Below are 25,861 nucleotides of genomic sequence, written 5' to 3' on the forward strand. Positions count from 1 at the left end.
CCGCTGTCATAGGCGGCTAATGGCGGGTACAAACCTCGTAATTGTTCCATGGCGCGTACGTCTCTCTGTGAGTGATACCTTCATCAAAGCCGAAGCCGCTCATCAGGTCAACGTTAAAACGCTAAAACCTCCACCTATACCAACATGTTAGCGTGCGTTTGCTCAAAATGAAGTCGACTTGCTTTTACGCATATGCGGTTCGCGCATTTCTTGCGCGGTTTTGGCTTCAATACTCAGCTCTGCCGTGGGACGTAATAACAGACGTGGCAGGCCGATAGGCTCACCCGTTTCAAGGCAATAACCGAAATCACCGGTTTCCAGGCGCTGTAGGGCGGCGGCCATCTTGGGCAGCAGGCGGGTTTCCCGATCCAATTGGCGGAACAGCAGGCGCAGATCTTCTTCGCGCGCGGCTTTATCCGCTTCGTCACCACTAATGTCACCGCTGTCGATATCACGTTTCAGCACGTCGATGTGCTGCCAGAGTTTTTGTTGCTCATCCAACAGGCGTTGGCGGAAAAACGCCCGCTGCTCCGTATTCATGTAATCAGATTCTGGCATCGCCAGCAGTTGTTGCTCGCTTAATAATGTCATGACTGTCATGGCACACTCCGTGTACATAGGTTTGTTACATTATAACATTTTTAACACATGAAAGGTTAATAATAAATAATCATTGGATAAACAAAGCGTTGACGTTTCCATACCCTTTGCTGCTTGCATATGAGGGCCGCTAGGGGGTTAATGGTTCGGCAAGCCACCCAACCATAGGTTAACCAAGAGGCCATCATGAGTAAGGGAATGGACAGCAAGAAAAATGCGAAGAAGAAGCCGTTGAAAACCCCAGCCGAGAAAAAAGCGGAGAAACGTTCCAAGAAAGGACAGGCGTCTACATCTGGTGAGTAAATCAGTTTCTGACCGTAGTTAAACCCGCCGAGGCGGGTTTTTTGTTGCCTGCGAAAAGGCAGGTTGGCATCGCAGCCCCATCTCGTTAAGCTAGGGAATAGACTTTAGCTGGGGACATCATGATGTTACGTGTAATCGATACCGAAACCTGTGGGCTAGACGGCGGCGTAGTGGAGGTCGCTTCCGTTGACGTGATCGACGGGTGTATCACCAATCCGATGAGCGACCTGATCAGCCCAGACCGGCCTATCGGCCTGGACGCCATGGCCATTCACCACATCACCGAGCAGATGGTTGAGGGCAAGCCGCGTATCGCCGTCGCCATTGGGCGCTATCAGGGCAGCCAATATTATGTCGCGCATAACGCCGCCTTTGATCGGGCTATGCTGCCAGAAATGAACGGTGCCTGGATTTGTACCCTCAAGCTGGCACGTACGCTGTATCCAGACATTAAATATGGTAATCAATACCTGCGCTATGCGCTGAATCTGGATGTGCAGCTGCCGCAGGACAGCGCGCTTTATCCACACCGCGCACTGTACGACTGCTACGTCACCGCCGCACTGCTGCAACGCATTGTGCAGGACTCCGGTTGGACGCCCGAACAGATGCTGGAAATCACCGAGCAGCCGGTATTGTTGAAAAAATTCAAATTCGGCAAATACCGTGGGCAATCTATTGAGCAGGTGGCGCTGGACGATCCTGGCTATTTGCGTTGGATGCTGAAATCTATCGACGATCTCAGCCCAGATATGAAACACACGTTGAAATACTATCTGTTGGGTTAATCAAGCGGGCAGTCTCCTGCCCGCGATGATTTATTCCGCCAGCGCCAGAATAAACGCATATTCCAGCGCAATATCTTCGTAAGCCTTAAAGCGCCCAGACTTGCCGCCGTGGCCAGCATCCATATCGGTATACAGCAGCAGTTGACGATCGTCGGTTTTCAACTCACGCAGCTTCGCCACCCACTTGGCCGGCTCCCAATATTGCACCTGCGAATCGTGCAGCCCGGTGGTGACCAGCATATGCGGATAATCCTGCGCTTTCACCTGGTCGTAAGGGCTGTACTGCAAGATGTAATCGTAATACGCCTTGTCGTTTGGGTTGCCCCACTCGTCATATTCACCGGTGGTTAGCGGGATGGACTCATCCAGCATGGTAGTTACCACGTCTACAAACGGTACCTGGGCCACTACACCGTTGAACAGCTCAGGAGCCTGGTTGACTACCGCGCCCATCAGCAAGCCACCGGCACTGCCCCCCATGGCGAACACTCGGTCAGCATCGCCATAGCCCTGCTCTACCAGAGCCTTGGTGACGTCGATAAAGTCGTTAAAGGTATTTTGTTTGTTGAACAGCTTGCCGTCTTCATACCACAGTTGCCCCAACTCAGCACCGCCGCGAATATGCGCCAGCGCGAAGACAAAACCGCGATCCATCAGGCTGAGACGGCTGGCACTGAATGCCGGATCCATACTGCTGCCATAGGAGCCGTAGGCATACACCATCAGTGGATTCGCCCCATGTGCAAAGCGGTCGGCACGGTAAACCAAAGATACCGGTACCTCAACGCCGCCACGGGCTTTCACCCACACGCGCTCGCTACGATAATCTTCTGCCGTGAAGTTTTTCACTTCCTGCTGCTTGAGCAATTCCCGCTCGCCGCTGTCCAGGTTTAGCTCATACAGCGTGGTTGGCGTGGTCATGGAAGAATAGCCGTAACGCAGCAGCTCGGTTTCCGGGTCTGGATTGTAGGCCAGCCAGGTGACATAGGTCGGATCGTCAAAAGCAATGCTCTTGTCTTCACCGCTCAGCCAATGGATTTGGCGCAGCTGGGTCAGCCCGGCGATGCGCTCCTCCACCACCAGCCAGTCACGGAACAGGTTGAACCCTTCGAGCATGACGTCGGTGCGCGGGGCAATCAGCTCCTGCCATTGGCTTTCGTCGGCCTGCTCACTCTGGTACAGGCCAAAGTTCTTGCCGTTTCTGTTCGAGCGAATGTAGAAATGCTCACGGTAGTGATCAATAGCATATTCGTGATCTTTGCGGCGTGGCGCAAACATCTGCGGCTTACTGCCTGCGCTGTCCGCATCCAGCAACAGGATCTCTGAGGTGGTGGTGCTGCTGAGATGGATCAGGATAAAGCGCTCGGAGGTGGTTTTTTCCAGGCTGACGTAGAAAGTGTCATCCTGTTCCTCGTAGATCAGCTCGTCCTGCTGCGGATCGCTACCCACCACGTGGCGATAGACCTGATATGGCAGCAACGTCTTGGCATGTTTACGCACGTAGTAGACGGTAGCGGAGTCATTCGCCCACTCGAAGTTGCCGGAGGTGTTTTCCAATACCTCATCGGCCCAGCTATCGTCGCGTAGATCCTTGAAACGAATATCGTATTGGCGGCGCGACAGGAAGTCCTCCGCCACGGCCAGGCGCTGGTTGTCCGGGCTGACGTCCAACCCGCCCAACGTATAGAATTCGTGCCCTTCCGCGCGCTGATTACCATCCAGCAAGGTGTCCCAAAGCTCGGTAGCCGCTGCAGGCTGGCGCACATACAGCGCATATTCATTACCCGGCTCATAGCGGGTCTGATAGCGGAAACCACGCCTGACGTAAGGCACGGAATGTTCCTGCTGTGGGATACGCGCGACCATTTCCTGATACAGAGTTTCACGCAGCGCCTGTTGCGGCTTTAGCTGTGCGTCGGTGTAGGCATTTTCAGCCCGCAAATACTCCAATACCTGGGGATCGGTACGTTCGTCATCGCGCAGCCAGTAGTAGTCATCCACACGCGTGTCGCCATGGATGGTGATGGGATAAGGACGTTTTTCTGCCTTGGGAGGTGTCATCATTGCTAAATCATCCGCTTACTTTGATTAAGGCAAGAATGACACGAATTTCACAAGGTTAACAAGCCGCATAAGTAAATGGGCGCAGCATACAGCGCCCCTACGCAGTGAACCGGTTAGGTTTTGTCAGCATCTCATCGCCTTGTGAGAGGGTGTACGGCATCAGCGCTTGGTAAACGCGATGACAAACAGCTCATCCAGCCCTGGGTAGATATCCTGGATCACCTGCTTGAGTTCGCTGAGCGTCATATTCTCCTGCTGCGCATGTTCATGCGTGAGCTCATCCAGACGCACCGGCGTTACCGACTTTACCTCGATATAACAGAAAAATACGCCGTCTTCGTTGCGGCTGACACGCAGCACCTCATTCGGCTGGAAGTGAGCTTCGCTGGCATCCCGAATGGTGATGGTTTTGCGCCCGGCCAGAATATCTTGCTCAAAACGGCTGAAGAAGGTTATCTCACGGGACATGCTGGATCCTTGGCTATGATCATGTTGCTGTACCACTGCTTAAGCAGCCTGCTGCTCTTCTGACGCAGCGCCTTCTTCCGGGGCGGCGGCAGGTTTCTCACCTTTGGTTTTGGCTGGCTTTTTGGCGGCTTCTTGCGGGGCACCACCACGTAGGATCTGCGCCAGCACATCTTTGTGTTCCGCCAGGAAGAAGCTCAACCCTTCACGCTGTTCTTCTTCCAGCGTGACTGGCGCTTGCTGCAACCATTCACCGAGGCTATCGGCCAGATCCAACATTTTGTCGTAGGCATCGGCTTCTTTCTTGTTTGCGAAAGTCATTTTTTCCTCACCGTTTCTCACTACTACATATTTCACTTCAACAGCCATGAGCATCTTCCTCAAAGGTTATGATACTGTATTTTTATACAGTATAGAGTGATTTCGGGCAGGGCTGCAAGCGCCCTGCCGTTTATTATTTCAACAGCCGCACTTTGCAGCTCTTGCCTTTGATCTTACCTTGCTGAAGCTGTTGCAGTGCCTTACGGGCGCTGGCCTTACGGATAGCCACATAGGCATGCACCGGGAACATGTCGATCTTGCCAACTTCTGCCGCCGTTAGCCCGGCCTCACCGGTCAACGCCCCAAGAATATCGCCAGGGCGGATTTTAGCCTTGCGGCCGCCGTCGATGCACAGGGTGACCATTTCCGCTTCCAGCGGCGCGTTAGACGCCCCGCTCAGCTCAGACACTGGCGACCATTTTGCGCGCATGGACAGATACTCTTCGAGAGCATGAACACGCACCATTTCCTGCGGCGTACACAGGCTGATTGCCAACCCACTCAGACCGGCACGGCCAGTACGACCAATGCGGTGGACGTGAACCTCAGGGTCAAACGACAGCTCGTAGTTGACCACCAGCTCCAATTCTTTGATATCCAGACCACGCGCGGCCACGTCGGTGGCCACCAGTACACGGCAGCTGCGGTTGGCAAAGCGAACCAGCACTTGATCCCGATCGCGTTGTTCAAGATCGCCATGCAGTGCCATGCAGCTGATATCACGAGCCTCCAACGCTTCATACACGCTCTGGCAATCACGCTTGGTGTTACAGAACACCACGCAGGACGCTGGCTGATAATGACGGATGGCGCTCACCAACACCGCTGGGCGTTGATCGCGGGTAGTTTCATAAAAGCGCTGTTCGATAGAGGCTTGCTCATCGCCATCTTCGACTTCCACATTCAGTGGCTGGCGTTGCACACGGGCGCTAATGCGCTCAATGCCCGCCGGATAGGTGGCAGAAAATAGCAGGGTCTGGCGCTGCGGCGGCGTATAGCTGATCACATCATCGATGTCATCAGCAAAGCCCATGTCCAACATGCGGTCGGCCTCATCCAGCACCAGCACGGTCATCTCGTCCAGCACCAGGGTTTTCTTGCGCAGATGCTCCTGTATGCGGCCCGGCGTGCCCACCACAATGTGCGGCGCATGCACCAGAGAGTCGAGTTGTGGCCCCATAGGCTGGCCACCGCACAGGGTCAGTATCTTGATGTTCTGGGTAAAGCGGGCCAGGCGACGCAGCTCTTTACTCACCTGATCGGCCAGCTCACGCGTTGGGCACAGGATCAGTGCCTGGGTTGCCACTTTGGCAACGTTGATTTTATCCAGCAGGCCGATGCCAAATGCCGCCGTCTTACCGCTACCGGTTTTCGCTTTGGCACGTACGTCCTGCCCGTTAAGGATGGCAGGCAGCGCTGCGGCCTGTACCGGCGTCATTTCGGCATACCCCAGTTCGTTGAGGTTGGCCAACTGTTCAGCTGGCAGCGGCAGGGAAGAAAAAGAAACTGTGCTCACGGCAATAACTCTTATATAGCAAGTGGAAAGGCGGCGCTGCGCTTGGCTGGCACCGGATCAGGCGCAGATGATAACAGAGTTGGTGGGGTTTCCGGATTTCGGCGTTAAAAAAAGCGGTTAATAGGCTCCGCTGGTCGTACGCAATCGTTTTCGTATATACTGCGCGCTCAGTGTCAGACCCGTGAATTCATTCAGATCCAGGTATCAGACTATGTTAACTATTGGAACCGCCCTGCGCCCCGCCGCTACCCGCGTTATGCTGCTCGGCTCAGGCGAACTGGGCAAAGAAGTGGCCATCGAATGCCAGCGTTTAGGCTTGGAAGTGATTGCCGTCGACCGTTACGCCGATGCACCAGCCATGCATGTGGCGCACCGCAGCCACGTCATCAACATGTTGGATGGCGTGGCGCTAAAAGCGTTGATCGAACAGGAACGCCCCGATTTTATCGTGCCGGAAATAGAGGCTATCGCCACCAGCATGCTGGTTGAGCTGGAGCAACAGGGCCATCACGTCGTTCCCTGCGCTGAAGCCACACGTCTGACCATGAACCGCGAAGGTATTCGCCGCCTGGCCGCTGAAACGCTGGAGCTGCCAACCTCCAGCTACCGCTTTGCCGATAACGAGCCAAGCTTCCGCCAAGCGGTGGCCGAGATTGGTTACCCGTGCATCGTCAAGCCGGTGATGAGCTCGTCCGGTAAAGGGCAAAGCCTGATCCGTGAAGAGCAGCAACTGAGCGCCGCCTGGGATTATGCACAGCTTGGTGGCCGCGCTGGCGGAGGCCGGGTCATTGTTGAAGGGCTGGTCAAGTTTGATTTCGAGATCACCCTACTGACCATCAACGCCGTCGATGGCGTGCATTTCTGTGAGCCGATCGGCCACCGTCAGGAAGACGGGGATTACCGCGAATCCTGGCAGCCGCAGCGGATGTCTGAACTGGCATTAAGCCGTGCTCAGGCGATCGCCGCCAAGGTAGTTAACGCGCTGGGTGGATTTGGCCTGTTCGGCGTAGAGCTGTTCGTCTGCGGTGATGAGGTGATTTTCAGCGAGGTCTCGCCACGCCCGCACGACACAGGTATGGTCACACTGATTTCGCAGGATCTGTCCGAGTTCGCACTGCACGTGCGCGCTTTCCTTGGGCTGCCGATTAACGCGATACGCCAGTTTGGGCCCGCCGCCTCTGCGGTGATCCTGCCGGAGCTAAGCAGCGATAACGTACGTTTCAGCGGGTTGGGGACGGCACTGAGTGGTTACAACCAGGTGCGGTTATTTGGTAAACCGAATATCGAAGGTAAACGCCGTATGGGCGTTGCACTGGCCGTTGCGCCAGAAGTAGAGCAAGCGGTAGAGTTGGCCAAACAGGCCGCTGCTGCGGTGACGGTACAAGGGTAACCGGTTGGGGTTCGGCATACCGAACCCCGCTAACGTCAGTAGTTTTCGTCGTGCTCGCTATCTTCGTCCATATACTCGGTCGGTTCTTCCTGCTGCTGCTGTTCTTCTTCATCGTCGAACATCACGCTGACCTGGTCGCCCTTATGTTTTTCGCGGATTTCCTGCGCCACGGTTGCGATGGCCTCTCCGCTGCTCATGCCCTGCTCCATCAGCAGATGGATACGTTCAGCAGCTTCCTGCTGTTCTTGGTGACTCAGTGACGGCATACCTGCAAGCATGTATTTCTCCCCGGTAAAATAGGCGTGAATTATACGCGCTAACGACGCGGATCCCTACACCTGTTATTCACTCGCGTGCAAGGGAGAGACGTTCTCATTGCGCCACTGTTTCAAACGATGCAGCCACAACATCACATGCCAGGTCTGCTTGATCCCACGCATATTGTTGACCATCATCCGCTGAATGCCGCGTTGGTAGAAATCTGCAGCGATCTGTTGTTGTGCCTGCGGTTCGGGTTCACGGCGAATACTATGGCAAATCCCCAGCGCCTCGCGCGCGATCTGCCAGTGGAAGGCCGCACAAATCGGGATTTTTCTGCTGTAACGCTGGTTCAGCGCCACCAGCATCTCGACGATTTTCATATAGTGGCGTTGATACTCGACGTTCGCCTGCCCGGTACGCCGACGGTTGCTGATCGAGCGGTCGTGTACCCGTTGGCGATATAGCGGTTTGCTCAGGTATTTAACTCGTTGAGCATTGAACATCACCTCGGTGGTCCAAGGAATATCCTGGTGGTGTAAACCCGGTTCGAAATAGAGCCGGTGCTGCTTGATAAAATCCAGGCGATACACGGCCAACCACACCACATGAATAAAGCGTCTTGATTTCAACGCCTTTTCCAACCACTGCGCGCCAGAAATAACCGCCGTATCTTTCAAGCGCGCAGCAGGAATAATAAGTTGCAGATCACCATTGCTGGCAAAATAGCGCTCACCGTTACATTGCATCACGTCTAATTGATATTCCTCGGCTAATGCAAGCAGCGTAGAATACATTTTGGGATCCAACAAATCATCAGCATCGGGGAAGGCGACATATTTGCCACGGGCCACGGCCAGCCCGGCATTGCGGGCATTGGAAACCCCTGAGTTGGGCTGATCGATGACCTTGATATGCGGATGCTGCGCGGCGTAACGGTGCGCGATCTCTCCTGAGCCGTCGGTGGAACCATCATTAACGATGATCACCTCCAGCTGCCGCTCATGTTGCGCCAGCAAAGAATTCAGGAAAGGAACAAAAAGCGCCCCAACGTTATGCAAAGGGACAATAACGCTCAATTTTAATGACATTGCTGCCCACACCTGTAGAATAATTTTCGGGTGAAACAAGATACATTTTCATTTATTTTTTTACTTATTGAAATATCCAGCACTTAAACTTCTTACGGCGAACATATAATGGCGTTTTTAACATTTTATATTAGGGTAGAAGTTGCAAAAGATGCTCCGTTTACCCTTGCTTTACTTTTCATCCGGCTAATCTGTAAGCAGCGCCCTACGGACTAATGTGGCAGAATGGCTACCAACACTGCTGTTTACGTTAGCCAGGTTGATTGAACCCCATGAGTGTCACCACCCCAAAGCTTAAATCGTTACCCTATACGCGCGAAGCCGTGCTGACGCTGTTCGCTCCATTGGCACAACAACCCTGGGCCATGCTGCTGCATTCGGGCTTTGCCGATCACCCGCATAACCGGTTTGACATTCTGGTGGCAGAGCCACGTACCACGTTGACCACTCGCAGTGCCATCACTGAGATCCAGCAGGGAGAGGCTCGCAGTCACTCACCGGAAGATCCCTTCCTGCTGTTGCAGCAACAGCTTGATGCCCTCAACCTGCATCCACCACTGAACGGCGATCTGCCCTTTCAAGGGGGAGCACTGGGGCTATTTGGCTATGATTTGGGGCGACGTATCGAAGCGTTGCCGCAGTTGGCGCAGGCCGATACCACGCTGCCGGATATGGCGGTGGGCATTTATGACTGGGCACTGATCGCCGATCACCAGCAGCAAAAACTGACCCTGCTCAGCTATCGGGATGTAGAACAGCGCTGGCAATGGCTTAACCAACAGCAGGCGGTGCCACAGGCTCCCTTTGCCCTGACCGGCAACTGGCAGGCCAATATGACGCGCCAACAATATGGCGAGAAATTCCGGCGGATCCAGGGCTATCTGCGCAGTGGCGATTGCTATCAGATCAATTTGGCTCAGCGTTTCTCCGCCCCTTATCAAGGGGACGAATGGCAGGCATTCCAGCAGTTAAGCGCCAGCAACCGTGCACCGTTCTCCGCTTTCCTGCGCCTGCCCGCCAACGCGGTGTTGAGCGTTTCACCAGAACGTTTCCTGTGGTTGGCCGATCGGCAGATCCAGACCCGGCCAATCAAGGGCACACTACCCCGCCTTGCCGATGCCGCGCTAGATGCCGAACAGGCGCAAAAACTGGCCAACTCACCGAAGGACCGGGCTGAAAATCTGATGATTGTCGACCTGCTGCGCAATGATATTGGCCGCGTGGCAGAACCTGGCAGCGTCAAGGTGCCGGAACTGTTCGTGGTTGAGCCGTTCCCGGCGGTACATCATCTGGTCAGTACCATTACCGCTACCCTGCCCTCTAACCGCTCTGCCACCGAGCTGTTACGTGCCTGTTTTCCCGGCGGATCGATTACCGGCGCTCCCAAGGTGCGGGCGATGGAAATCATCGAAGAGCTGGAGCCACAGCGCCGTAATGCCTATTGCGGCAGTATTGGCTATCTCAGCGTCTGCGGTACCATGGACACCAACATCACCATTCGCACCCTGATTGCCGAAAATGGGCGTATAACCTGTTCTGCCGGCGGCGGCATCGTTGCGGATAGTCAGGAACAGGCGGAGTATCAGGAAACCTTTGATAAGGTAGGCCGCATCTTGCCACAACTGGGGGAGTTTACCGTTTCGTGAGCCATCAGGATTATCCGACCTCATTGGCCGATTTTATCAGCCGCTTTCAACTGCAACTGCCGCAGGCGATGCAGATCTCCCGAAACGCGCGCCCAGCCGCCGTGCTGATCCCGATCGTTTGTCGGCCAGAACCGACCTTGCTGCTCACCCGCCGCGCCGACTCGTTGCGTAAACATGCGGGTCAGGTGGCCTTCCCCGGCGGTAAAACCGATGCTGAAGACGGCTCCCCCATCATTACCGCACTGCGTGAAGCGCAGGAAGAAGTGGCGATCCCACCGCAGCGGGTGCATATCCTCGGCCAGTTGGCCCCGCTCGACAGCAGCACCGGTTTTCAGGTGACGCCAGTCGTGGGCCTGATCCCGGCAGATGTGGCGTTTCATGCCAACGAAGATGAGGTCGCCGAGGTGTTCGAAATCCCGCTGCAAGAAGCGCTGCGGCTCTCACGCTATTATCCGCTGGATATTCATCGTGGTGGTCACGCCCATCGAGTCTATCTTTCCTGGTATCAGAGCCAATTTGTCTGGGGTCTGACGGCCGCGATTATTCGCCGCCTGGCACAGCAAGTCAGCATTTAAATCTGGCATTTTTTGAGACATACGTCACGTTAAAGCCGGGATTACCTGTCGTTTTGAGCGTAAAGCGATCGCTATCACTCCAGCAGCCTGGTTTATCAACTACCGTTGCCGCTATCGATGTTTTAAAAAAACTGTAAACTCTCTCTTCAACCTTACGAAATACCTGTAAAATAGCCACAACCGGAATAAACCACTAATATTATAAGGATTACCCCGGCAGCGTTGATACCCGTCGTCTTTCAAGCTGCAGCGTTGTTACCTGCACTATCTCATCCCAGTCACTTACCCAAAAGTAAGCTCCTGGGATGAGATAGCTTGTCGCCTAGCTGTGCTGTACAGGGATGTACGAATGCCGCGAGCGCAGGGATGCGCAAGAGCGGCCAACTTGAAATCCATAGGGTATACGGCTCTAAAAAAAGCAATACCAAGGATTACTTTATTTCATGCGAAAAAGGCCGCAAAACCCGTACGGCCCTTTTACACTATCGCCGTTCCCTGCGCGGTTTTTAACCGCAGCAGCCATAACAATATGCCTCTTTAAGGAGTTTTAGCGTGATTAGCGTTTTCGACATGTTTAAGATCGGCATCGGCCCGTCCAGCTCTCATACGGTTGGACCGATGAAAGCCGGCAAACAGTTTGTCGACGATCTGGTAAACGAAGGCTTGATGCCTTCCGTCACGCGTGTTGCCGTCGATGTTTACGGCTCACTCTCATTGACCGGTAAAGGTCACCATACCGATATCGCCATCATTCTCGGCCTGGCGGGCAATATGCCTGATACCGTCGATATTGATGGCATCCCGGGTTTTATTCGTGATGTTGAGCAACGGCAACGCCTGATGTTGGCCAGCGGCCTGCACGAAGTCGATTTCCCGCGCGACGGCGGCATGGTCTTCCGTAGCGACAATATGCCGCTGCACGAAAACGCCATGCAGATCCATGCCTTCGCTGGCGACAAACAGATTTACAGCAAAACCTATTACTCCATCGGTGGTGGTTTTATCGTTGACGAAGAACATTTTGGCAAAGCCGAAAGTAATGAAGTCTCGGTTCCCTACCCGTTCAACTCCGCAAGCGAGATGTTGGCTCACTGCCACACCACCGGCCTGTCCCTTTCCGGGATGGTCATGCAAAACGAACTGGCGTTGCACAACAAGCAGGAGATCGAAGCCTACTTCGGTAACGTCTGGCAAACCATGCGCGCCTGTATCGATCGCGGTCTGAACACCGAAGGCGTGCTACCTGGTCCACTGCGGGTTCCGCGCCGCGCCTCCGCCCTGCGCCGCTTGCTGGTTTCCTCAGACAAACTGTCCAGCGATCCAATGAACGTGATCGACTGGGTCAACATGTTTGCGCTGGCGGTGAACGAAGAGAACGCCGCCGGTGGCCGCGTGGTGACCGCCCCAACCAACGGAGCCTGCGGGATCGTCCCTGCGGTGCTGGCTTACTACGATCATTTCATCGAATCCGTCAGCCCGGAAACCTATGTCCGCTACTTTATGGCGTCCGGCGCCATTGGCACACTGTATAAAATGAACGCCTCGATTTCCGGTGCCGAAGTGGGCTGCCAGGGCGAAGTCGGCGTGGCCTGTTCGATGGCCGCTGCAGGCCTGGCCGAGTTACTTGGCGGCAGCCCTGAACAGGTTTGCATCGCCGCCGAAATCGGCATGGAGCATAACCTGGGCTTGACCTGCGATCCCGTTGCTGGCCAGGTACAGGTTCCTTGCATCGAGCGCAACGCCATTGCCTCGGTGAAAGCGATCAACTCGGCGCGAATGGCACTACGCCGCACCAGCGAGCCGCGCGTGTCGCTGGATAAGGTGATCGAAACCATGTACGAAACCGGTAAGGACATGAACTCCAAGTATCGTGAGACCTCCCGTGGCGGTCTGGCGATCAAGGTTCAGTGTGACTGATTAAGCATGCAACCCTCGCTGTGACTGGCGAGGGTGAACTTACGCTACCGTAGGGGCGCCGCATGCTGCGCCCGTTTAGCCTTAATACCAATCTGACCACCTCGTCCATCCGCGGCTTACCCCCCAAATTTCCCCTCTTATCGCGCAAACCGAAATAATTTGTTGAGTTACCATCAATTTTCCATGCGAACAGGCTAGAATTAGCCAAGCATCGTATTGCAGAATTTGCGCCTGGAAGTGGCGTCAGGCCGCCAGACTGAACAAGGACTTACCGGATGTTGATGACCCAACTTGCCGCATCGAAATACCGCTATTACCGTTGGCTTCTCGCCGGCGCGGTTGGGTTGGCTATTTTGTTGATTTCGCTGTATACCCGCTACTATCAGGAAGTCCGTAATACCGAACAAAACCAGCGCGTCCTGGCCAGCCGGGTGATCACCAAACTCAATGCGTTGCTACTGCCCGCAGAGCAACAGGCGCTCAGCACCATGTCACTGGTCGGGCAACCCTGTGATTCGTTGATGCCGACCTTACGCTTTCGTGCCGCACAGAATCAGGCGCTGCGCTCGTTGCTGCTGGTCAAGGAGGGCACGATTTATTGCTCTAGCCTGTTTGGCCAACGCCACTTTGTGTTTACCACCCTTTTCCCGACCATGACCAAAGGCGGCATGCAGCTGGCACTGCGCCCTTCCATCACGGTCGCAAAAGGAACGCCAACGCTGGTGCTGTGGACTCCGTTGCCCGATCAAAGTACCAGCGGAGTGTTGCACGTTTTCAATATCGATCTGCTGTCCAATTTCCTGCTGGAGCCCCAAGAGCCTTATGCTCACCGGGTAGCCCTGAACGTGGGTGCCTACAGACTGGAATATGGCCAACAGGAAATTACCCTGAGCGATGCCAAAGCCGAAGACCTGCAATACACCGCCAAATCAGCCAAGTATCCTTTTTCCATCTCCCTGTTTGGCCCCGATGCCCGTACTCTGGCGCTGGCCGCGTTACCCCGCCATATTCCTCTAGCGCTGATGCTGAGCCTGCTGGCGGCCTACGTGGTCTATCTGATCACCGCCAACCGCATGAGCCTGTCTTATCATATTGGCCACGCCATTGCGCATCGCGAATTTCGCGTTTATTGCCAGCCGATTATCAACAGCGATAATGGGCGCTGTGTCGGCGTCGAAACCTTGATGCGCTGGAAAAACAAACGGCAAGGCTGGATTTCGCCAGACGTGTTTATTCCGCTGGCCGAACAGCATGCCCTGATCATTCCCCTAACGCGTTATCTGATGACCACGGTGGTAGAAAACCTCAACCTGTTCCCCCCTCGTCCCTCTTTCTATATCAGCATCAACGTCGCAGCAGAGCATTTCAATACCGTCAGCATTATTGATGATATCCGCCGCATCTGGTTGCCCGCCCATCCGATGCCGTCACTGATGCTGGAACTGACTGAGCGAACCGCCCTGTCAGAAATTCAGTATGAGCAGATTAAAACGCTCAAAGAGATGGGGATCATGCTGGCAATAGACGACTTTGGCACCGGCCACAGCTCGCTCAGTTACCTGAAAAAGCTCAGCCCGGATGTGTTGAAGATCGATCGCGGCTTTACCGCCGCCATTGGTACCGACGCGGTCAATGCCACCGTGACCGACACCATCATTACGTTGGCCCAGCGCCTGAAATTAAAACTGGTGGCCGAAGGGGTTGAGACAGAGGAGCAAGCTGAGTATCTACGCTCGCAGGGGGTAAATGCCTTGCAGGGGTATTATTTTGCCAAGCCGATGCCAATCAACGTGTTTCCACTGTGGCTGCAACAGTATGAAACCCGCCAACGCGTGCTGCATCAACAACCGCAAACAGAAAAAAACCGAGAGAATTGCTCTAATACCAATACCCCCTCACCCTAACCCTCTCCCACAGGGAGAGGGAACCGATCGAGTTGGCCTGAAAGTACAGTAATTCATCATGAGCTCAGGCAGGCTCACCTTGGATGACCGAGGTTGCTGAGATTATCTCCTTTCTCCCAACAGAGCCGGGGCTATCAGCTCCCTCTCCCTGTGGGAGAGGGTTGGGGTGAGGGGTAGAACCTTTACTCGTCTTGCTCGTGCAGCGGTTTCACCTTGGTAATACTGACCAGCTCGATGCGATAATCCGAGATCTCAAGGATTTCAAAGCGCAGGTCGTGGAGTTCGACCACGTCTCCCACCGTTGGCATCTGGCCAGAATATGAGAGCAGAAAGCCCGCCAGCGAGGCGTAATCCTCGGTGGGGCTAACCAGATCGTCACAGTCCAAGGCCTGCTCCAACGAGTGGAGATCCGCCCCACCTTTTACCAGCCAGCGGTCACCATCCTCAATAATATCCGGCGTTTCGTCTTCGTCCGGGAACTCACCGGCAATCGCTTCCAGCACGTCTAACGGCGTGACCAGCCCCTGCACTACGCCAAACTCATTGGTCACCATTACCAGGCGGCCTTTGGCCCGGCGCAATACCGCCAGCAGCTTGATCACGTCCATGGTTTCCGGCACGACGATCGGCGGTGTGCGCGCAGCAAACTCCGCGATATCGACGCCCTGATCCAACGCGACCAGCAGATCCTTGGCACGCACTACGCCAATAAACTCGTCCAGCTCATAGCGGCAAACCGGGAACAGGCTATGCGGGGTATCCAGCAACTGTTCGCGCACCTCGTCGCGGGAGCGTTCGCAATCTACCCACGAAATCTCGGTGCGCGGCGTCATTACGCTGCGCAAGGTACGGGAAGCCAACGTCAGCACGCCGCTGATCATATAGCGTTCCTCCTGTGCAAAGGTTTCCTTCACCTTATGCAGGTTGTCTTCATCCACCTGCTGCTGGGTACGCTGTTGCCCCATCAGGCGCATGATCGCTTCAGCCGTGCGTTCACGCATCGGGCGACGAGATTCGTGCTTGATGAAGTTGCGCCGTGCAATCTGGTTAAACATCTCGATCAGGATCGAGAAGCCAATCGCCGCATACAGATAGCCTTTCGGAATATGCACGCCAAGGCCTTCGGCAATCAGGCTCAGGCCGATCATCAGCAGGAAGCTCAAACAGAGCACCACAATGGTCGGATGGGCGTTCACGAAGTTAGTTAACGGTTTCGAGGCCAGCAACATCACCGCCATCGCAATCACTACTGCTGCCATCATGACCGGCAGATCGTTGACCATCCCCACCGCCGTGATCACCGCGTCGAGCGAGAACACCGCATCAAGGATGACAATCTGCACCACCACCGCCCAGAATTTGGCGTAGCCACGGTTAGCACCTTCCTGGTGGGTACTGCCCTCCAGCCGTTCATGCAACTCCATAGTGGCTTTGAACAACAGAAATACCCCACCAAACAGCAGGATCAGATCACGGCCAGAGAAAGCGAACTCCCCAACGCTGAACAGCGGTTTGGTCAGCGTCACCATCCATGAAATCACCGACAGCAGCCCAAGACGCATCACCAAGGCTAATGAAAGGCCGATAATACGCGCTTTATCGCGCAGCTTGGGCGGCAGTTTGTCGGCCAGAATGGCAATGAATACCAGGTTGTCGATACCCAGCACGATTTCCAAGACCACCAGGGTCAATAACCCGGCCCAAATCGAGGGGTCCATTAATATTTCCATATCAGACTCCAGAAGAAAGACAGGTTGGCAGAGCTGCGCTCAGACGTAGGGAGGCAAACGCAGACGTGACGTTGGCGATAACAGAGAGATAACAGGATGGCACAAGCAGGAAGCAGCCATAAGGCCGAGCGGACGTTTTTGTGCCAACGGGTGGCGGGTGAAACCTTGTAAAACAGTAACTTCGGTGACAGTCCATAGGGAGGGCTGAGGCCCTTCACTCCTTGGTTATGAAAGAAGAATGCACTCTAACAGGAAATTTTTCGCCAGAAAAGGTGCTTTATTCACTTTGCGCCTCATTCTGTAACAGCTTTGCTGTTTAATTCCGCAAACTAACTATTCGGCTTAATCGATCCACCAATAGCAGAGCAATGTCACAAAATTTATTTTTTCACGCACTAAAATTAATGGCGTTAACAGGAATTAACGGCCACAGGTTTTTGAAACTGCGTGATAAATGTTAAGTGTGAGTTTCTTTTTTTCTACCATAATGTATTTGAACCAACGTATCTGAACCGCGGAAGTGACTGCCAGGAAGGTGATGAGTCAAGACACAATCCGTGCCTTAAGTTCAACGAGGAGGTAGCGAGTGGCAATAGCTATTATCATCGGCACACACGGGACTGCAGCGGAACAACTGCTGAAAACAGCAGAAATGCTATTGGGTGAGCAAGCCAACGTCGCCTATATAGATTTCGTTCCCGGTGAAAATGCTGAAACGTTAATTGAGAAATACAATGGGAAAATCAGTGAACTCGATACCAGCGATGGCGTCCTGTTTCTGGTAGATACCTGGGGCGGCAGCCCGTTTAACGCGGCCAGCCGTATCGCAGTAGACAAACCACACTATGAGGTCATCACCGGGGTTAACATTCCTATGCTGGTGGAAACGTTCATGGCCCGTGATGACAACCCCAGCTTTGACGAACTGGTCGCGCTGGCGTTGGAGACCGGCCGTGAAGGCGTGAAAGCGCTGAAGAAACCGGTGGAAGAGAGTGTTAAGCCCGTCGCGCCACAAAGTGCCCCTGCCCCAAAAGCCGCTGCGCCACAAGCGCCTCTCGGCCCCAATGACCATATGAAAATCTGCCTGGCGCGTATCGACGATCGTCTGATCCACGGTCAGGTAGCGACCCGCTGGACCAAGGAGACCAACGTCAGCCGCATCATCGTAGTCAGTGATGAAGTGGCGGCCGATCACGTGCGTAAAACCTTGTTGACTCAGGTTGCTCCACCAGGCGTTACCGCTCACGTGGTTGACGTGGCAAAGGCGATCCGCGTGTGGAATAACCCGAAATATGCGGGCGAACGCGTGATGCTACTGTTCACCAACCCAACTGACGTTTGGCGTCTGGTGGAAGAAGGTGTGGCTATCACGTCGGTGAATATCGGTGGTATGGCGTTCCGCCAGGGCAAAACCCAGGTGAACAACGCAGTGTCCGTCGATGAGAAAGACATCGAAGCGTTTAAAAAGTTAAACGAACGCGGGATTGAACTTGAAGTCCGTAAGGTCTCTTCCGACAGCCAACTAAAAATGATGGACCTGATTAACAAACTCAATTAACGGCAGCGTCGTTAATTTTTTACTCAGAGCTATTTGGTCATATAGGAGAAGTGCAATGGAGATCACCACTCTTCAGATTGTACTGATATTTATCGTTGCCTGTATTGCCGGGATGGGTTCCGTCCTGGATGAGTTTCAATTCCACCGCCCGTTAGTGGCCTGTACGCTGATTGGCTTCGTTCTCGGTGACATCAAAACCGGTATCATCATCGGCGGTACGCTGGAGATGATCGCACTGGGTTGGATGAACATCGGGGCGGCGGTTGCACCCGATGCGGCGTTAGCGTCGATTATTTCCACCATTCTGGTTATCGCCGGTGGGCAAAACATCGGTGCCGGTATTGCTCTGGCTATTCCCCTGGCAGCAGCAGGCCAGGTACTGACCATTATCGTGCGTACCATCACCGTGGCCTTCCAACATGCGGCGGACAAAGCGGCTGAACGGGGTAACCTGAACGGCATTACCGTGATCCACATCGCGGCCCTTCTGGTACAGGCAATGCGTGTCGCTATTCCTGCGGTGATCGTTGCGGTCTCTGTCGGGACAGCTGGGGTCCACGCCCTGCTTAACTCCATTCCGGAAGTCGTCACAGGCGGTCTGAACATCGCCGGTGGCATGATCGTAGTAGTCGGTTACGCAATGGTCATCAACATGATGCGTGCCGGTTATCTGATGCCATTCTTCTACCTGGGCTTTGTTACCGCAGCCTTCACCAACTTTAACCTGGTCGCACTCGGTGTGATCGGCGTGGTGATGGCGGTGCTCTACATCCAGCTCAGCCCTAAATACAATAAGTCTCAGGGGGTTCAGGCCAACCCTGCCGGTGCCAACGACCTCGATAACGAATTGGACTAGGAATAGGTGAAAGAAATGGTTGATACAACGACTCAAAAGAAACTGACACCTGCCGATATTCGAGGCGTATTCGTACGCTCCAACCTGTTCCAGGGTTCATGGAACTTCGAACGTATGCAGGCGCTAGGTTTTTGCTTCTCGATGGTGCCGGTGATCCGTCGCCTGTACCCGGACAATAACGACGAACGCAAGCAGGCCATTAAACGCCATCTTGAGTTCTTCAATACGCAACCGTTCGTCGCAGCACCAATACTTGGCGTTACCATGGCGATGGAAGAACAGCGAGCCAACGGCGCACCGATCGACGATGCGGCCATCAACGGCATCAAAGTAGGTCTGATGGGGCCACTGGCTGGCGTAGGTGACCCGATATTCTGGGGGACCGTTCGCCCGGTATTTGCCGCATTGGGTGCCGGTATTGCCATGAGTGGCAGCCTGCTCGGCCCGCTGTTGTTCTTCGTGCTGTTTAACCTGGTGCGTCTGTTGGTTCGTTACTACGGTGTCGCCTACGGCTATCAAAAAGGGGTCGATATTGTTAGCGATATGGGCGGTGGTTTCCTGCAAAAACTGACGGAAGGGGCGTCCATCCTCGGCCTGTTTGTCATGGGGGCCCTGGTTAACAAGTGGACGCACGTCAATATCCCGCTGGTGGTGTCGAAAATCACCGACCAGACCGGGCAAACCCACGTCACCACGGTACAAACCATCCTTGACCAACTGATGCCTGGCTTGGTACCGCTGCTACTGACCTTCGGCTGTATGTGGCTGCTGCGCAAGAAGGTCAACGCGCTGTGGATCATCATCGGCTTCTTCGCCATCGGTATCTTCGGTTACTGGATTGGTCTGTTAGGTTTGTAATAGCAATTGATAGCCGGGGGGCCACCCCCGGCTTTTTTTATTTTGGAGTGGTGAGATGTCACTGACCGATAGCGTAATAGTGATTTTTATTCTGCTGATGCTGGCGTATGCACTGTATGATGAGTTCGGTATGAACCTGCTGAAAGGCAAAACGCTGTTAAAGGTGCAGCTCAAGCGGGGTAACCGTCTGGACTGCCTGATCTTCGTCGGTCTGATCGCTATCCTGATCTACCGAAACCTGGTCGAGCAGGGAGCGCCGATAACCACCTACCTGTTAATTTCCCTAGCCTTGATTGCGGTATATATCTCCTATATCCGCAAGCCCAAAATATTGTTTAAAGCTACCGGCTTCTTCTATGCAAATGCGTTTATCGACTATCGCCGTATAAAGGCTATGAATTTATCCGAAGACGGTATTCTGGTTATCGACTTAGAACAGCGCCGGTTATTGATTCAGGTCACGCACTTGGATGACCTGGAAAAAATCTATCATTTTTTCCTTGAAAATAAATGAGTTAAAACAGCCCCTCCCCATCCTGATTAATTAACAGTGCTTTTTTCGGGTAATTAATCAGCATGACGGGTGTTTTTTCTGCTTATTATTTCCACACCATTGATGCAACTATCGCCATTATTCCTCTCAACAAGCACGTTAATGAAAATAAGTCTCAATTTCACCCAGTGCCGCGGTGAAATTAAACGTTGTCCGCAGCAAAAATATTATGGTATGGTTGCGCCGTCATTGGGGAGTAGCCGGTTTCTGGGGAGTCATAACCAGAAACGCCCGTATCAACATACTCGTTTCGTCAGCGAAACGTGGTGCGGGCAGCCAGGTAGGTTGGCGAGACCATAGGCACGTAACTCCGTCGTAAGGTTGGGGGTGGGTTACGTGTATATGGAGCCACCCGGCCGAGACGATTTCAATGAACCTTTCCGCAACTCTTATCCTGGCTTTTGGCATGTCTATGGACGCGTTTGCCGCGTCGATCGGCAAAGGTGCCACTCTGCATCAACCGCGTTTTCGCGAAGCTATCCGTACCGGTCTGATCTTTGGCATCATTGAAGCCATTACTCCGCTTATCGGCTGGGGTATCGGGCTGTTTGCCAGCCAATACATCATGGAATGGGACCACTGGGTCGCCTTTAGCCTGCTGTTTATCCTTGGCGCACGTATGATTGTTGAAGGGGTGAAAAACAAGCCGGAAGAAGAGAAAGTCAATCGTCATGGGTTCTGGGTGCTGGTTGCTACGGCCATTGCCACCAGTCTGGATGCGATGGCAATCGGCGTGGGTCTGGCATTTCTGCAGGTTAATATCCTGCATACCGCGATGGCGATAGGTATGGCGACCATGATCATGGCTACGCTGGGGATGATGGTTGGCCGGTTTATCGGCCCGCTGCTGGGCAAGCGCGCAGAAATTCTTGGCGGCTTGGTACTGATCGGGATTGGCTTTAATATCCTGCTGGAGCACTTGGGCTACCTGGCTTAATCCTTGGCAGCAAAAAATACTCCCTCACCCTAACCCTCTCCCCAAGGAGAGGGAACCGATCGAGTTCGTTGATCTTTCGGCGTAATACCTCAACTTTCTTGCTTTTACTCCCTACTTTCCGAAGCTACACGGGCCAATTACCTACTCCGGGCAGCTCCCTCTCCCTGTGGGAGATGGTTGGGGTGAGGGGAAGGTTAACATTGATGCCACTCAGCCCCGGCGGTACAAGCGGATGGCGAAATCCGTCTCGCAGGCAAAGGTGGTCATGTCGAGCAAACCTTGCTGCACCTCCGGCGAAGCGCGCCAGGCAAACGGCGTCATCTGCAACAGATTGGCAGCCTGCTCACCCGGCAGCGCCATCGGATAAGCCAATGACTCGGCCAATTCACAGCTAAAGCCTTCAAATTGCTCATCATGCTCCGCATGCAGTTGAACCTCTTGATAAACCTGCTGTTTTAGCTGATAAAGGTGACGCGGCCCCGGTGACACTGTCACAACCACCCCACCCGGCTTGACGACCCGAGCCAATTCCTCGGCTTTACAGGGGGCATAGATACGTAACACAGCATCGAGCGACGCGTCGGCAAACGGTAAGCGATGGCTGGAGGCCACGCAGAAAGAGACCGCCGGATAGCGTTTGGCCGCCGAACGGATAGCCACCTTGGCAACATCCAGGCCATACACAGCCACAACCCGCTCCTGAGACAGGCGTGCCGCCACGGCTGCCGTGTAGTAGCCTTCACCACAGCCAATATCCAGCAGAGCCTGCGGCTCAATAGGCAAGGCGCTGGCCAACAGCTCGGCCACCCGCTGTTGCAACGGCTGATAGTAGCCGCCGTCAAGAAATGCGCGGCGGGCCTGCATCATCTCGGCACTGTCACCCGGCTGTTTCGATCGCTTGTGTTGTACCGGCATTAAATTGACGTACCCTTCTTTGGCACGGTCGAATTGATGGTTATTTTCGCAACGCCACTGCTGGTTTGCGAAATCAAGCGGTTGGAAGCACAGAGGGCACTGATAAGACATGGATGAGATCCCAGAGAGAGATGGCGCGGGTAGTCTAAAGAAGGCTTCAGTACGATGCAAGGCGGATGCCCATCTGCCACTAGCCAAGTCATCGAAAAGCTGGCTACACTGGAAATCTCCTCTCAGCCACAGGCAAAGACGTTCTATGACCGACTATTCCCCGCTGCTCAGCGGCATTCCTGGCATCGCTCATGGCTTTGGTAATAAAGGTGCCCTGCTGCCAACGCCGTTACTGCCCTATCGCGATACACTGCCTGAGAAAAAACAGGTGCACGGTACGCGCATCGTCGATATCCATCAGCCGGGCCAGCAGTGCGGTGAAGCCGATGGCTTCTTTACCCGCGAGCCAGGGATCCTGATCAGCGTATTAACCGCAGACTGCCTGCCGGTGATTTTCAGCCGTAAAGACGGTAGCGCCATTGCTGCGGTACATGCGGGCTGGCGCGGCCTGCTGGATGGCATTCTGGAGCAAATGGCCAAACGCATCGGCCAGGATGACGATACCGCCAACTGGGTGGCCTCCATCGGCCCCGCTGCGAGCGCTTGCTGCTATCAGGTTAACCAGGAGCTGGTCGAACAATTTCAACAGGCTCTGCCCTTGCCAGCAGAGCTGATCAGCCCAACCCTCCGCCATCTGGATTTGGCCGCCATCGCCGTAAACAAACTCAATACCTTGGGATTCGCCGCGGTCGATCACGCAGGTTCTTGTACCATTTGCACGCTCAACGGCGACCCACGGCAGCCCCAGCGCTTTAAATACACCAGCTATCGCCGTAACAGCCATCGCCGGGCACAAGATCCCAGCCATCCGGGGATTAAAGGCCGCAATCAGTATTCTGGTATCATCATTACCGGGTAAAACTCACTGAAGCCGGAGACGAAAAAACCCGCACTAAGGCGGGTTTTTTGTTCAGCTGACGCTGATTAGATTGCAGTAACGTTTACTGCAGATGGGCCTTTCTGGCCATCTTGAATTTCGAACTCAACGTTCTGGCCTTCAGCCAGGGTTTTGAAGCCGTTACCCTGGATTGCAGAGAAGTGTACGAACACGTCTTTGCTGCCGTCAGCCGGGGTGATGAAACCGAAACCTTTAGACTCGTTGAACCACTTAACTTGACCTTTGATCTTTGCCATCTTGAGTATTTCCTTTGGATTGTTTAAACCGCCCGTAGGCGTTACATAGACAAACTAGAGTCGTTACTGCTTGAGGCACTAAGATAAGGATCGGCAGAGAAGCGGTATTCAACGCTAACGTCTTTACTCAGAACTTCTTTACTGAAAATGCCACACATATACAGAACTGTACCTCGTTTTACCCAAGTGCGTTATCACATACTCTGGAATCGTTGGCAAGCCATTTTTAATCACTCATGGACGTGTCGCACATATTTGAAACGGTCAGCCGCAAGAATAGCTTAAATAGGGCAAAAGAGGTTGAAGCCTTGGCTATTTTCTGCTTTGTAAAGAAGCGGTGTTGTACTCCGCGTGGCGCCTCAGTTTTAACAATTCTTTCAACTCGGCAGCGAACGATTTTTACCACATATAAGCCGCAGTCAGGTCAAACAACGTAAAAATTTTTGAATCTTTATGGAATTTTATATGCCTCTATTGAATATCGATGACCGGGGGCCAAATGGCCCACTGATCCGACCTTTGGGTAACGAAGCCTGTCATAGCAGGATAGTTCTGCTTTGGACTGCCACCACAGAGCCGTTCATTTAGACCAAAACGTTCACGTAGGTCAGTGCATAATCATGCAGCGAGCCAAATTTTGCACCAAGAGCGTGCAGGAGGACGAAATAGCCACCCCACCCTGCGGGTTTATATCCGTAGCTAAGTTAGTAAGGATAAAAAAATAATAAAAATAGCACCGACCAAGTCAGCGGCTATTTCCGCCGTAGATTAACGAAGTCGCCAATGCATTTTTTTCGCTAAACTTGGCGTGGCTGTTTTATCCATTACCCGCCGCGAACCCCGCAAAGCCGCACCACGCCAAGCCCCACCCAGCGCGGGGTACGCCGCAACCCTATGATACTCATTAGGAGTTAGGGTTAACCTCCAGATGTTCACCAATCTTCAGCGGATAAAAACGGTGCTGCTCAACCCCGGCTTCGCGTAGTGCCAGACTGAGTTGCGCAGGCGGTTCATCCAACGACTCATCGGCCAATTCAAACACGCCCCAATGGATAGGGATCACTTTGGGTTCATTCAATTGCTGATACAACCTCACCGACTGCTGCGGGTCCATATGCTGCTCTTGCATGAACCATCTTGGGGCGTAAGCACCAATGGGCAGCGCCGCGATATCGAACGGCCCAAGGCGGGTACCGATATCGGCCAACCGTTCGCTGTAACCGCTGTCGCCAGAGAAATAAAAACGCAGCGCAGGGTGATGGATCACCCAGCCACACCACAGGGAACGGTTGCGATCCCACGGTGTGCGCATGCTCCAGTGACGTGCTGGCGTGGCGTAGAACGTCATCTCGCCCAGCGTCAGGCTCTCCCACCAATCCAGTTCGACCACCCGTTTGGCCGGGTAATGGCTGAACCAGCGTTTGAGGCCCAGCGGCACAACAAAGGTGGCATTACGAAAGCGTTTGGTCAGTTCCCTGATGGTTTGTCGATCCAGATGGTCGTAGTGATTATGGGAAATGAGCACCACATCTACCACCGGCAGCTGTTTTACCGTGAGCGGGGGCGGCGTCTTACGATGTGGGCCGTAGAAACTCACAGGTGATGCCCTTGGCGACAATACCGGATCGATCAGCACATGTCGGCCTCCCAGACGCAACAGCAGGGAAGCATGACCCAACCACCATACACGGTCCTGCTCGCCGCTCAGATCGGCGGCTTGCCACCAGTTGGCGATAAACTGCTCGTAGCCTGCCTGAGGAGGTTTGGGCAGGCCGAGCTTCTTGCGTTCGTCTTGCCAGCGCTTCAGATCCCCGGCCTGGTGTAGCGACGGCTCCGGGTTGCAGAATCCCTGTGGGGTATGATGCGCTTTGCTGGCGTCGTAATATTTGTTGGTTATTTTCAACCCATTCTCTCCCTGTAGTACCATAGTGGTTCCGCAACCGTTACAAGGTTGCCTACCCAATAGCTTATAATATCGCAATGACAAACAACTGACCTTTTTGTGGATATTGTTGTCATAGCCAGGGTAAGAAGGCCAAGGTCGCCAAGAACCTGTTAAGCCTTTCTTAAGAACCTTGTGATTAACTTACTAGGACATTCTGAAAAGGAGGAGTTATGAGCCGTACTGCATCAGGCAAGTCACGTGTTCGTATGGGCCGCTATCGCCGAGCGCTCGCGACGCTTGGGCAATACTGGAAAATGTATCTGACAATGAAGCTGCGCCGGCTACGCGTACCGGCACCGCTGCTGTTACTGGCAAGCACCCTGGCAGGCTTTTTTATGCTGGGCCTGCTGATGCTTAGCGTGGTGGTGATTGATGTTATCAGCACCCTGTTCCTGCTGTGCAGAAAGCTGCTGCGGCTGGGGCGCC

The 25,861-nt window shown here is 54.0% G+C and carries 25 protein-coding genes and 1 riboswitch; of the genes, 13 read left to right on the top strand and 12 right to left on the bottom strand.

From position 1 onward, the window contains the following. Nucleotides 1-162: 162 nt before the first annotated feature. Nucleotides 163-600 (bottom strand): TraR/DksA C4-type zinc finger protein, encoded by a 438-nt coding sequence (locus ACLQ7H_RS24640; RefSeq protein ID WP_021806760.1) that lies wholly within the window; start codon nt 598-600, stop codon nt 163-165. 422 nt (nt 601-1,022) lie between these two features. Here ACLQ7H_RS24640 and exoX point away from each other — a divergent pair, with 422 nt between their 5' ends. Further along, nucleotides 1,023-1,691 (top strand): exodeoxyribonuclease X, encoded by a 669-nt coding sequence (gene exoX, locus ACLQ7H_RS24645; RefSeq protein ID WP_411754941.1) that lies wholly within the window; start codon nt 1,023-1,025, stop codon nt 1,689-1,691. Between the two features lie 30 nt (nt 1,692-1,721). On the opposite strand, the gene ACLQ7H_RS24650 is transcribed toward exoX, so the two are convergent. The 4 genes from ACLQ7H_RS24650 to dbpA form a co-directional block, all read right to left on the bottom strand. Next, nucleotides 1,722-3,755: a S9 family peptidase gene (locus tag ACLQ7H_RS24650; protein ID WP_411754942.1), complete on the bottom strand. Its 2,034-nt coding sequence runs from the start codon at nt 3,753-3,755 to the stop codon at nt 1,722-1,724. Between the two features lie 159 nt (nt 3,756-3,914). Further along, nucleotides 3,915-4,223, bottom strand: a complete 309-nt coding sequence (gene yqfB, locus ACLQ7H_RS24655) for a N(4)-acetylcytidine aminohydrolase (RefSeq protein ID WP_024530217.1) — start codon at nt 4,221-4,223, stop codon at nt 3,915-3,917. 39 nt (nt 4,224-4,262) lie between these two features. After that, nucleotides 4,263-4,589 carry a YebG family protein gene (locus ACLQ7H_RS24660; protein ID WP_065685556.1) on the bottom strand — a complete coding sequence of 109 codons (327 nt, stop codon included), beginning with the start codon at nt 4,587-4,589 and terminating at the stop codon, nt 4,263-4,265. Between the two features lie 85 nt (nt 4,590-4,674). Then, nucleotides 4,675-6,057, bottom strand: coding sequence for an ATP-dependent RNA helicase DbpA (gene dbpA, locus ACLQ7H_RS24665; RefSeq protein ID WP_411754943.1), 1,383 nt, complete (start codon nt 6,055-6,057; stop codon nt 4,675-4,677). A gap of 211 nt (nt 6,058-6,268) precedes the next feature. On the opposite strand from dbpA, the gene purT reads away from it, so the two are divergent. After that, a complete protein-coding gene (gene purT, locus ACLQ7H_RS24670) occupies nt 6,269-7,447 on the top strand; it encodes a formate-dependent phosphoribosylglycinamide formyltransferase (protein WP_411754944.1) in 1,179 nt (392 codons plus the stop codon). A gap of 35 nt (nt 7,448-7,482) precedes the next feature. On the opposite strand, the gene ACLQ7H_RS24675 is transcribed toward purT, so the two are convergent. Next, nucleotides 7,483-7,725 carry a YoaH family protein gene (locus ACLQ7H_RS24675; protein ID WP_411754945.1) on the bottom strand — a complete coding sequence of 81 codons (243 nt, stop codon included), beginning with the start codon at nt 7,723-7,725 and terminating at the stop codon, nt 7,483-7,485. A gap of 63 nt (nt 7,726-7,788) precedes the next feature. Continuing rightward, complete coding sequence (locus tag ACLQ7H_RS24680) at nt 7,789-8,796, bottom strand: glycosyltransferase (protein ID WP_411754946.1); 1,008 nt, start codon at nt 8,794-8,796, stop codon at nt 7,789-7,791. Between the two features lie 272 nt (nt 8,797-9,068). Between ACLQ7H_RS24680 and pabB the strand changes: the two genes are divergently transcribed. From pabB to ACLQ7H_RS24700, 4 genes are all read left to right on the top strand, one after another. Next, entirely contained in the window at nt 9,069-10,442 is a 1,374-nt protein-coding gene (gene pabB / locus ACLQ7H_RS24685) for an aminodeoxychorismate synthase component 1 (RefSeq protein WP_411754947.1), read from the top strand. Further along, on the top strand, nt 10,439-11,017 hold the full coding sequence (locus ACLQ7H_RS24690; protein WP_411754948.1) for a CoA pyrophosphatase: 579 nt from the start codon (nt 10,439-10,441) through the stop codon (nt 11,015-11,017). Before pabB ends, ACLQ7H_RS24690 begins: the two co-directional genes overlap by 4 nt. A 552-nt stretch (nt 11,018-11,569) precedes the next feature. Continuing rightward, a complete protein-coding gene (sdaA, locus tag ACLQ7H_RS24695) occupies nt 11,570-12,934 on the top strand; it encodes an L-serine ammonia-lyase (RefSeq protein WP_411754949.1) in 1,365 nt (454 codons plus the stop codon). 275 nt (nt 12,935-13,209) lie between these two features. Beyond that, entirely contained in the window at nt 13,210-14,838 is a 1,629-nt protein-coding gene (locus tag ACLQ7H_RS24700; RefSeq protein ID WP_411754950.1) for an EAL domain-containing protein, read from the top strand. 182 nt (nt 14,839-15,020) lie between these two features. Here the strand turns inward: ACLQ7H_RS24700 and ACLQ7H_RS24705 are convergent, their stop codons facing one another. Further along, nucleotides 15,021-16,568: a TerC family protein gene (locus tag ACLQ7H_RS24705; RefSeq protein ID WP_411754951.1), complete on the bottom strand. Its 1,548-nt coding sequence runs from the start codon at nt 16,566-16,568 to the stop codon at nt 15,021-15,023. A 586-nt stretch (nt 16,569-17,154) separates the two neighbouring features. On the opposite strand from ACLQ7H_RS24705, the gene manX reads away from it, so the two are divergent. The 5 genes from manX (at nt 17,155) to mntP (ending at nt 21,330) form a co-directional block, all read left to right on the top strand. Then, the gene (gene manX, locus ACLQ7H_RS24710) at nt 17,155-18,126 is read left to right on the top strand and encodes a PTS mannose transporter subunit IIAB (RefSeq protein ID WP_411754952.1); all 972 of its coding nucleotides are present in this window, start codon (nt 17,155-17,157) and stop codon (nt 18,124-18,126) included. Between the two features lie 55 nt (nt 18,127-18,181). Continuing rightward, nucleotides 18,182-18,982, top strand: coding sequence for a PTS mannose/fructose/sorbose transporter subunit IIC (locus ACLQ7H_RS24715; protein ID WP_411754953.1), 801 nt, complete (start codon nt 18,182-18,184; stop codon nt 18,980-18,982). Nucleotides 18,983-18,997: 15 nt separating this feature from the next. Then, nucleotides 18,998-19,840 carry a PTS mannose transporter subunit IID gene (locus ACLQ7H_RS24720; RefSeq protein ID WP_037376029.1) on the top strand — a complete coding sequence of 281 codons (843 nt, stop codon included), beginning with the start codon at nt 18,998-19,000 and terminating at the stop codon, nt 19,838-19,840. 55 nt (nt 19,841-19,895) lie between these two features. Beyond that, complete coding sequence (locus tag ACLQ7H_RS24725; RefSeq protein WP_411754954.1) at nt 19,896-20,354, top strand: DUF986 family protein; 459 nt, start codon at nt 19,896-19,898, stop codon at nt 20,352-20,354. A 218-nt stretch (nt 20,355-20,572) separates the two neighbouring features. Next, a riboswitch (yybP-ykoY riboswitch) is annotated at nt 20,573-20,753 on the top strand. A gap of 10 nt (nt 20,754-20,763) precedes the next feature. Next, nucleotides 20,764-21,330, top strand: a complete 567-nt coding sequence (gene mntP / locus ACLQ7H_RS24730) for a manganese efflux pump MntP (RefSeq protein ID WP_411754955.1) — start codon at nt 20,764-20,766, stop codon at nt 21,328-21,330. A 210-nt stretch (nt 21,331-21,540) separates the two neighbouring features. Here mntP and rlmA read toward each other — a convergent pair whose 3' ends face one another. After that, nucleotides 21,541-22,356 (bottom strand): 23S rRNA (guanine(745)-N(1))-methyltransferase, encoded by an 816-nt coding sequence (rlmA, locus tag ACLQ7H_RS24735; protein WP_411754956.1) that lies wholly within the window; start codon nt 22,354-22,356, stop codon nt 21,541-21,543. A gap of 145 nt (nt 22,357-22,501) precedes the next feature. Here rlmA and ACLQ7H_RS24740 point away from each other — a divergent pair, with 145 nt between their 5' ends. After that, the gene (locus ACLQ7H_RS24740; RefSeq protein ID WP_411754957.1) at nt 22,502-23,215 is read left to right on the top strand and encodes a polyphenol oxidase family protein; all 714 of its coding nucleotides are present in this window, start codon (nt 22,502-22,504) and stop codon (nt 23,213-23,215) included. Nucleotides 23,216-23,280: 65 nt separating this feature from the next. Here ACLQ7H_RS24740 and cspE read toward each other — a convergent pair whose 3' ends face one another. The 3 genes from cspE to ACLQ7H_RS24755 form a co-directional block, all read right to left on the bottom strand. Next, entirely contained in the window at nt 23,281-23,490 is a 210-nt protein-coding gene (cspE, locus tag ACLQ7H_RS24745; protein WP_002221949.1) for a transcription antiterminator/RNA stability regulator CspE, read from the bottom strand. Between the two features lie 41 nt (nt 23,491-23,531). Beyond that, on the bottom strand, nt 23,532-23,648 hold the full coding sequence (locus tag ACLQ7H_RS24750; RefSeq protein ID WP_002211058.1) for a DUF2627 domain-containing protein: 117 nt from the start codon (nt 23,646-23,648) through the stop codon (nt 23,532-23,534). Between the two features lie 746 nt (nt 23,649-24,394). Then, the gene (locus ACLQ7H_RS24755; protein WP_411754958.1) at nt 24,395-25,393 is read right to left on the bottom strand and encodes an MBL fold metallo-hydrolase; all 999 of its coding nucleotides are present in this window, start codon (nt 25,391-25,393) and stop codon (nt 24,395-24,397) included. Between the two features lie 212 nt (nt 25,394-25,605). Between ACLQ7H_RS24755 and ACLQ7H_RS24760 the strand changes: the two genes are divergently transcribed. Beyond that, nucleotides 25,606-25,861 (top strand): hypothetical protein (locus ACLQ7H_RS24760; RefSeq protein WP_411754959.1); only part of this gene is annotated, 256 nt, incomplete at its 3' end.

Origin of the sequence: Serratia sp. (in: enterobacteria) (assembly GCF_046715635.1) — a bacterium.
Taxonomy (GTDB): domain Bacteria; phylum Pseudomonadota; class Gammaproteobacteria; order Enterobacterales; family Enterobacteriaceae; genus Chania.

What these genes read in the sequence shown, in the direction of transcription:
- ACLQ7H_RS24640 (WP_021806760.1), bottom strand. Translation starts at nt 600, where the DNA reads ATGACAGTCATGACATTATTAAGCGAGCAACAACTGCTGGCGATGCCA.
- exoX (WP_411754941.1), top strand. Translation starts at nt 1,023, where the DNA reads ATGATGTTACGTGTAATCGATACCGAAACCTGTGGGCTAGACGGCGGC.
- ACLQ7H_RS24650 (WP_411754942.1), bottom strand. Translation starts at nt 3,755, where the DNA reads ATGATGACACCTCCCAAGGCAGAAAAACGTCCTTATCCCATCACCATC.
- yqfB (WP_024530217.1), bottom strand. Translation starts at nt 4,223, where the DNA reads ATGTCCCGTGAGATAACCTTCTTCAGCCGTTTTGAGCAAGATATTCTG.
- ACLQ7H_RS24660 (WP_065685556.1), bottom strand. Translation starts at nt 4,589, where the DNA reads ATGGCTGTTGAAGTGAAATATGTAGTAGTGAGAAACGGTGAGGAAAAA.
- purT (WP_411754944.1), top strand. Translation starts at nt 6,269, where the DNA reads ATGTTAACTATTGGAACCGCCCTGCGCCCCGCCGCTACCCGCGTTATG.
- ACLQ7H_RS24675 (WP_411754945.1), bottom strand. Translation starts at nt 7,725, where the DNA reads ATGCTTGCAGGTATGCCGTCACTGAGTCACCAAGAACAGCAGGAAGCT.
- ACLQ7H_RS24680 (WP_411754946.1), bottom strand. Translation starts at nt 8,796, where the DNA reads ATGTCATTAAAATTGAGCGTTATTGTCCCTTTGCATAACGTTGGGGCG.
- pabB (WP_411754947.1), top strand. Translation starts at nt 9,069, where the DNA reads ATGAGTGTCACCACCCCAAAGCTTAAATCGTTACCCTATACGCGCGAA.
- ACLQ7H_RS24700 (WP_411754950.1), top strand. Translation starts at nt 13,210, where the DNA reads ATGTTGATGACCCAACTTGCCGCATCGAAATACCGCTATTACCGTTGG.
- ACLQ7H_RS24705 (WP_411754951.1), bottom strand. Translation starts at nt 16,568, where the DNA reads ATGGAAATATTAATGGACCCCTCGATTTGGGCCGGGTTATTGACCCTG.
- ACLQ7H_RS24715 (WP_411754953.1), top strand. Translation starts at nt 18,182, where the DNA reads ATGGAGATCACCACTCTTCAGATTGTACTGATATTTATCGTTGCCTGT.
- ACLQ7H_RS24720 (WP_037376029.1), top strand. Translation starts at nt 18,998, where the DNA reads ATGGTTGATACAACGACTCAAAAGAAACTGACACCTGCCGATATTCGA.
- ACLQ7H_RS24725 (WP_411754954.1), top strand. Translation starts at nt 19,896, where the DNA reads ATGTCACTGACCGATAGCGTAATAGTGATTTTTATTCTGCTGATGCTG.
- mntP (WP_411754955.1), top strand. Translation starts at nt 20,764, where the DNA reads ATGAACCTTTCCGCAACTCTTATCCTGGCTTTTGGCATGTCTATGGAC.
- rlmA (WP_411754956.1), bottom strand. Translation starts at nt 22,356, where the DNA reads ATGTCTTATCAGTGCCCTCTGTGCTTCCAACCGCTTGATTTCGCAAAC.
- ACLQ7H_RS24740 (WP_411754957.1), top strand. Translation starts at nt 22,502, where the DNA reads ATGACCGACTATTCCCCGCTGCTCAGCGGCATTCCTGGCATCGCTCAT.
- cspE (WP_002221949.1), bottom strand. Translation starts at nt 23,490, where the DNA reads ATGGCAAAGATCAAAGGTCAAGTTAAGTGGTTCAACGAGTCTAAAGGT.
- ACLQ7H_RS24750 (WP_002211058.1), bottom strand. Translation starts at nt 23,648, where the DNA reads ATGTGTGGCATTTTCAGTAAAGAAGTTCTGAGTAAAGACGTTAGCGTT.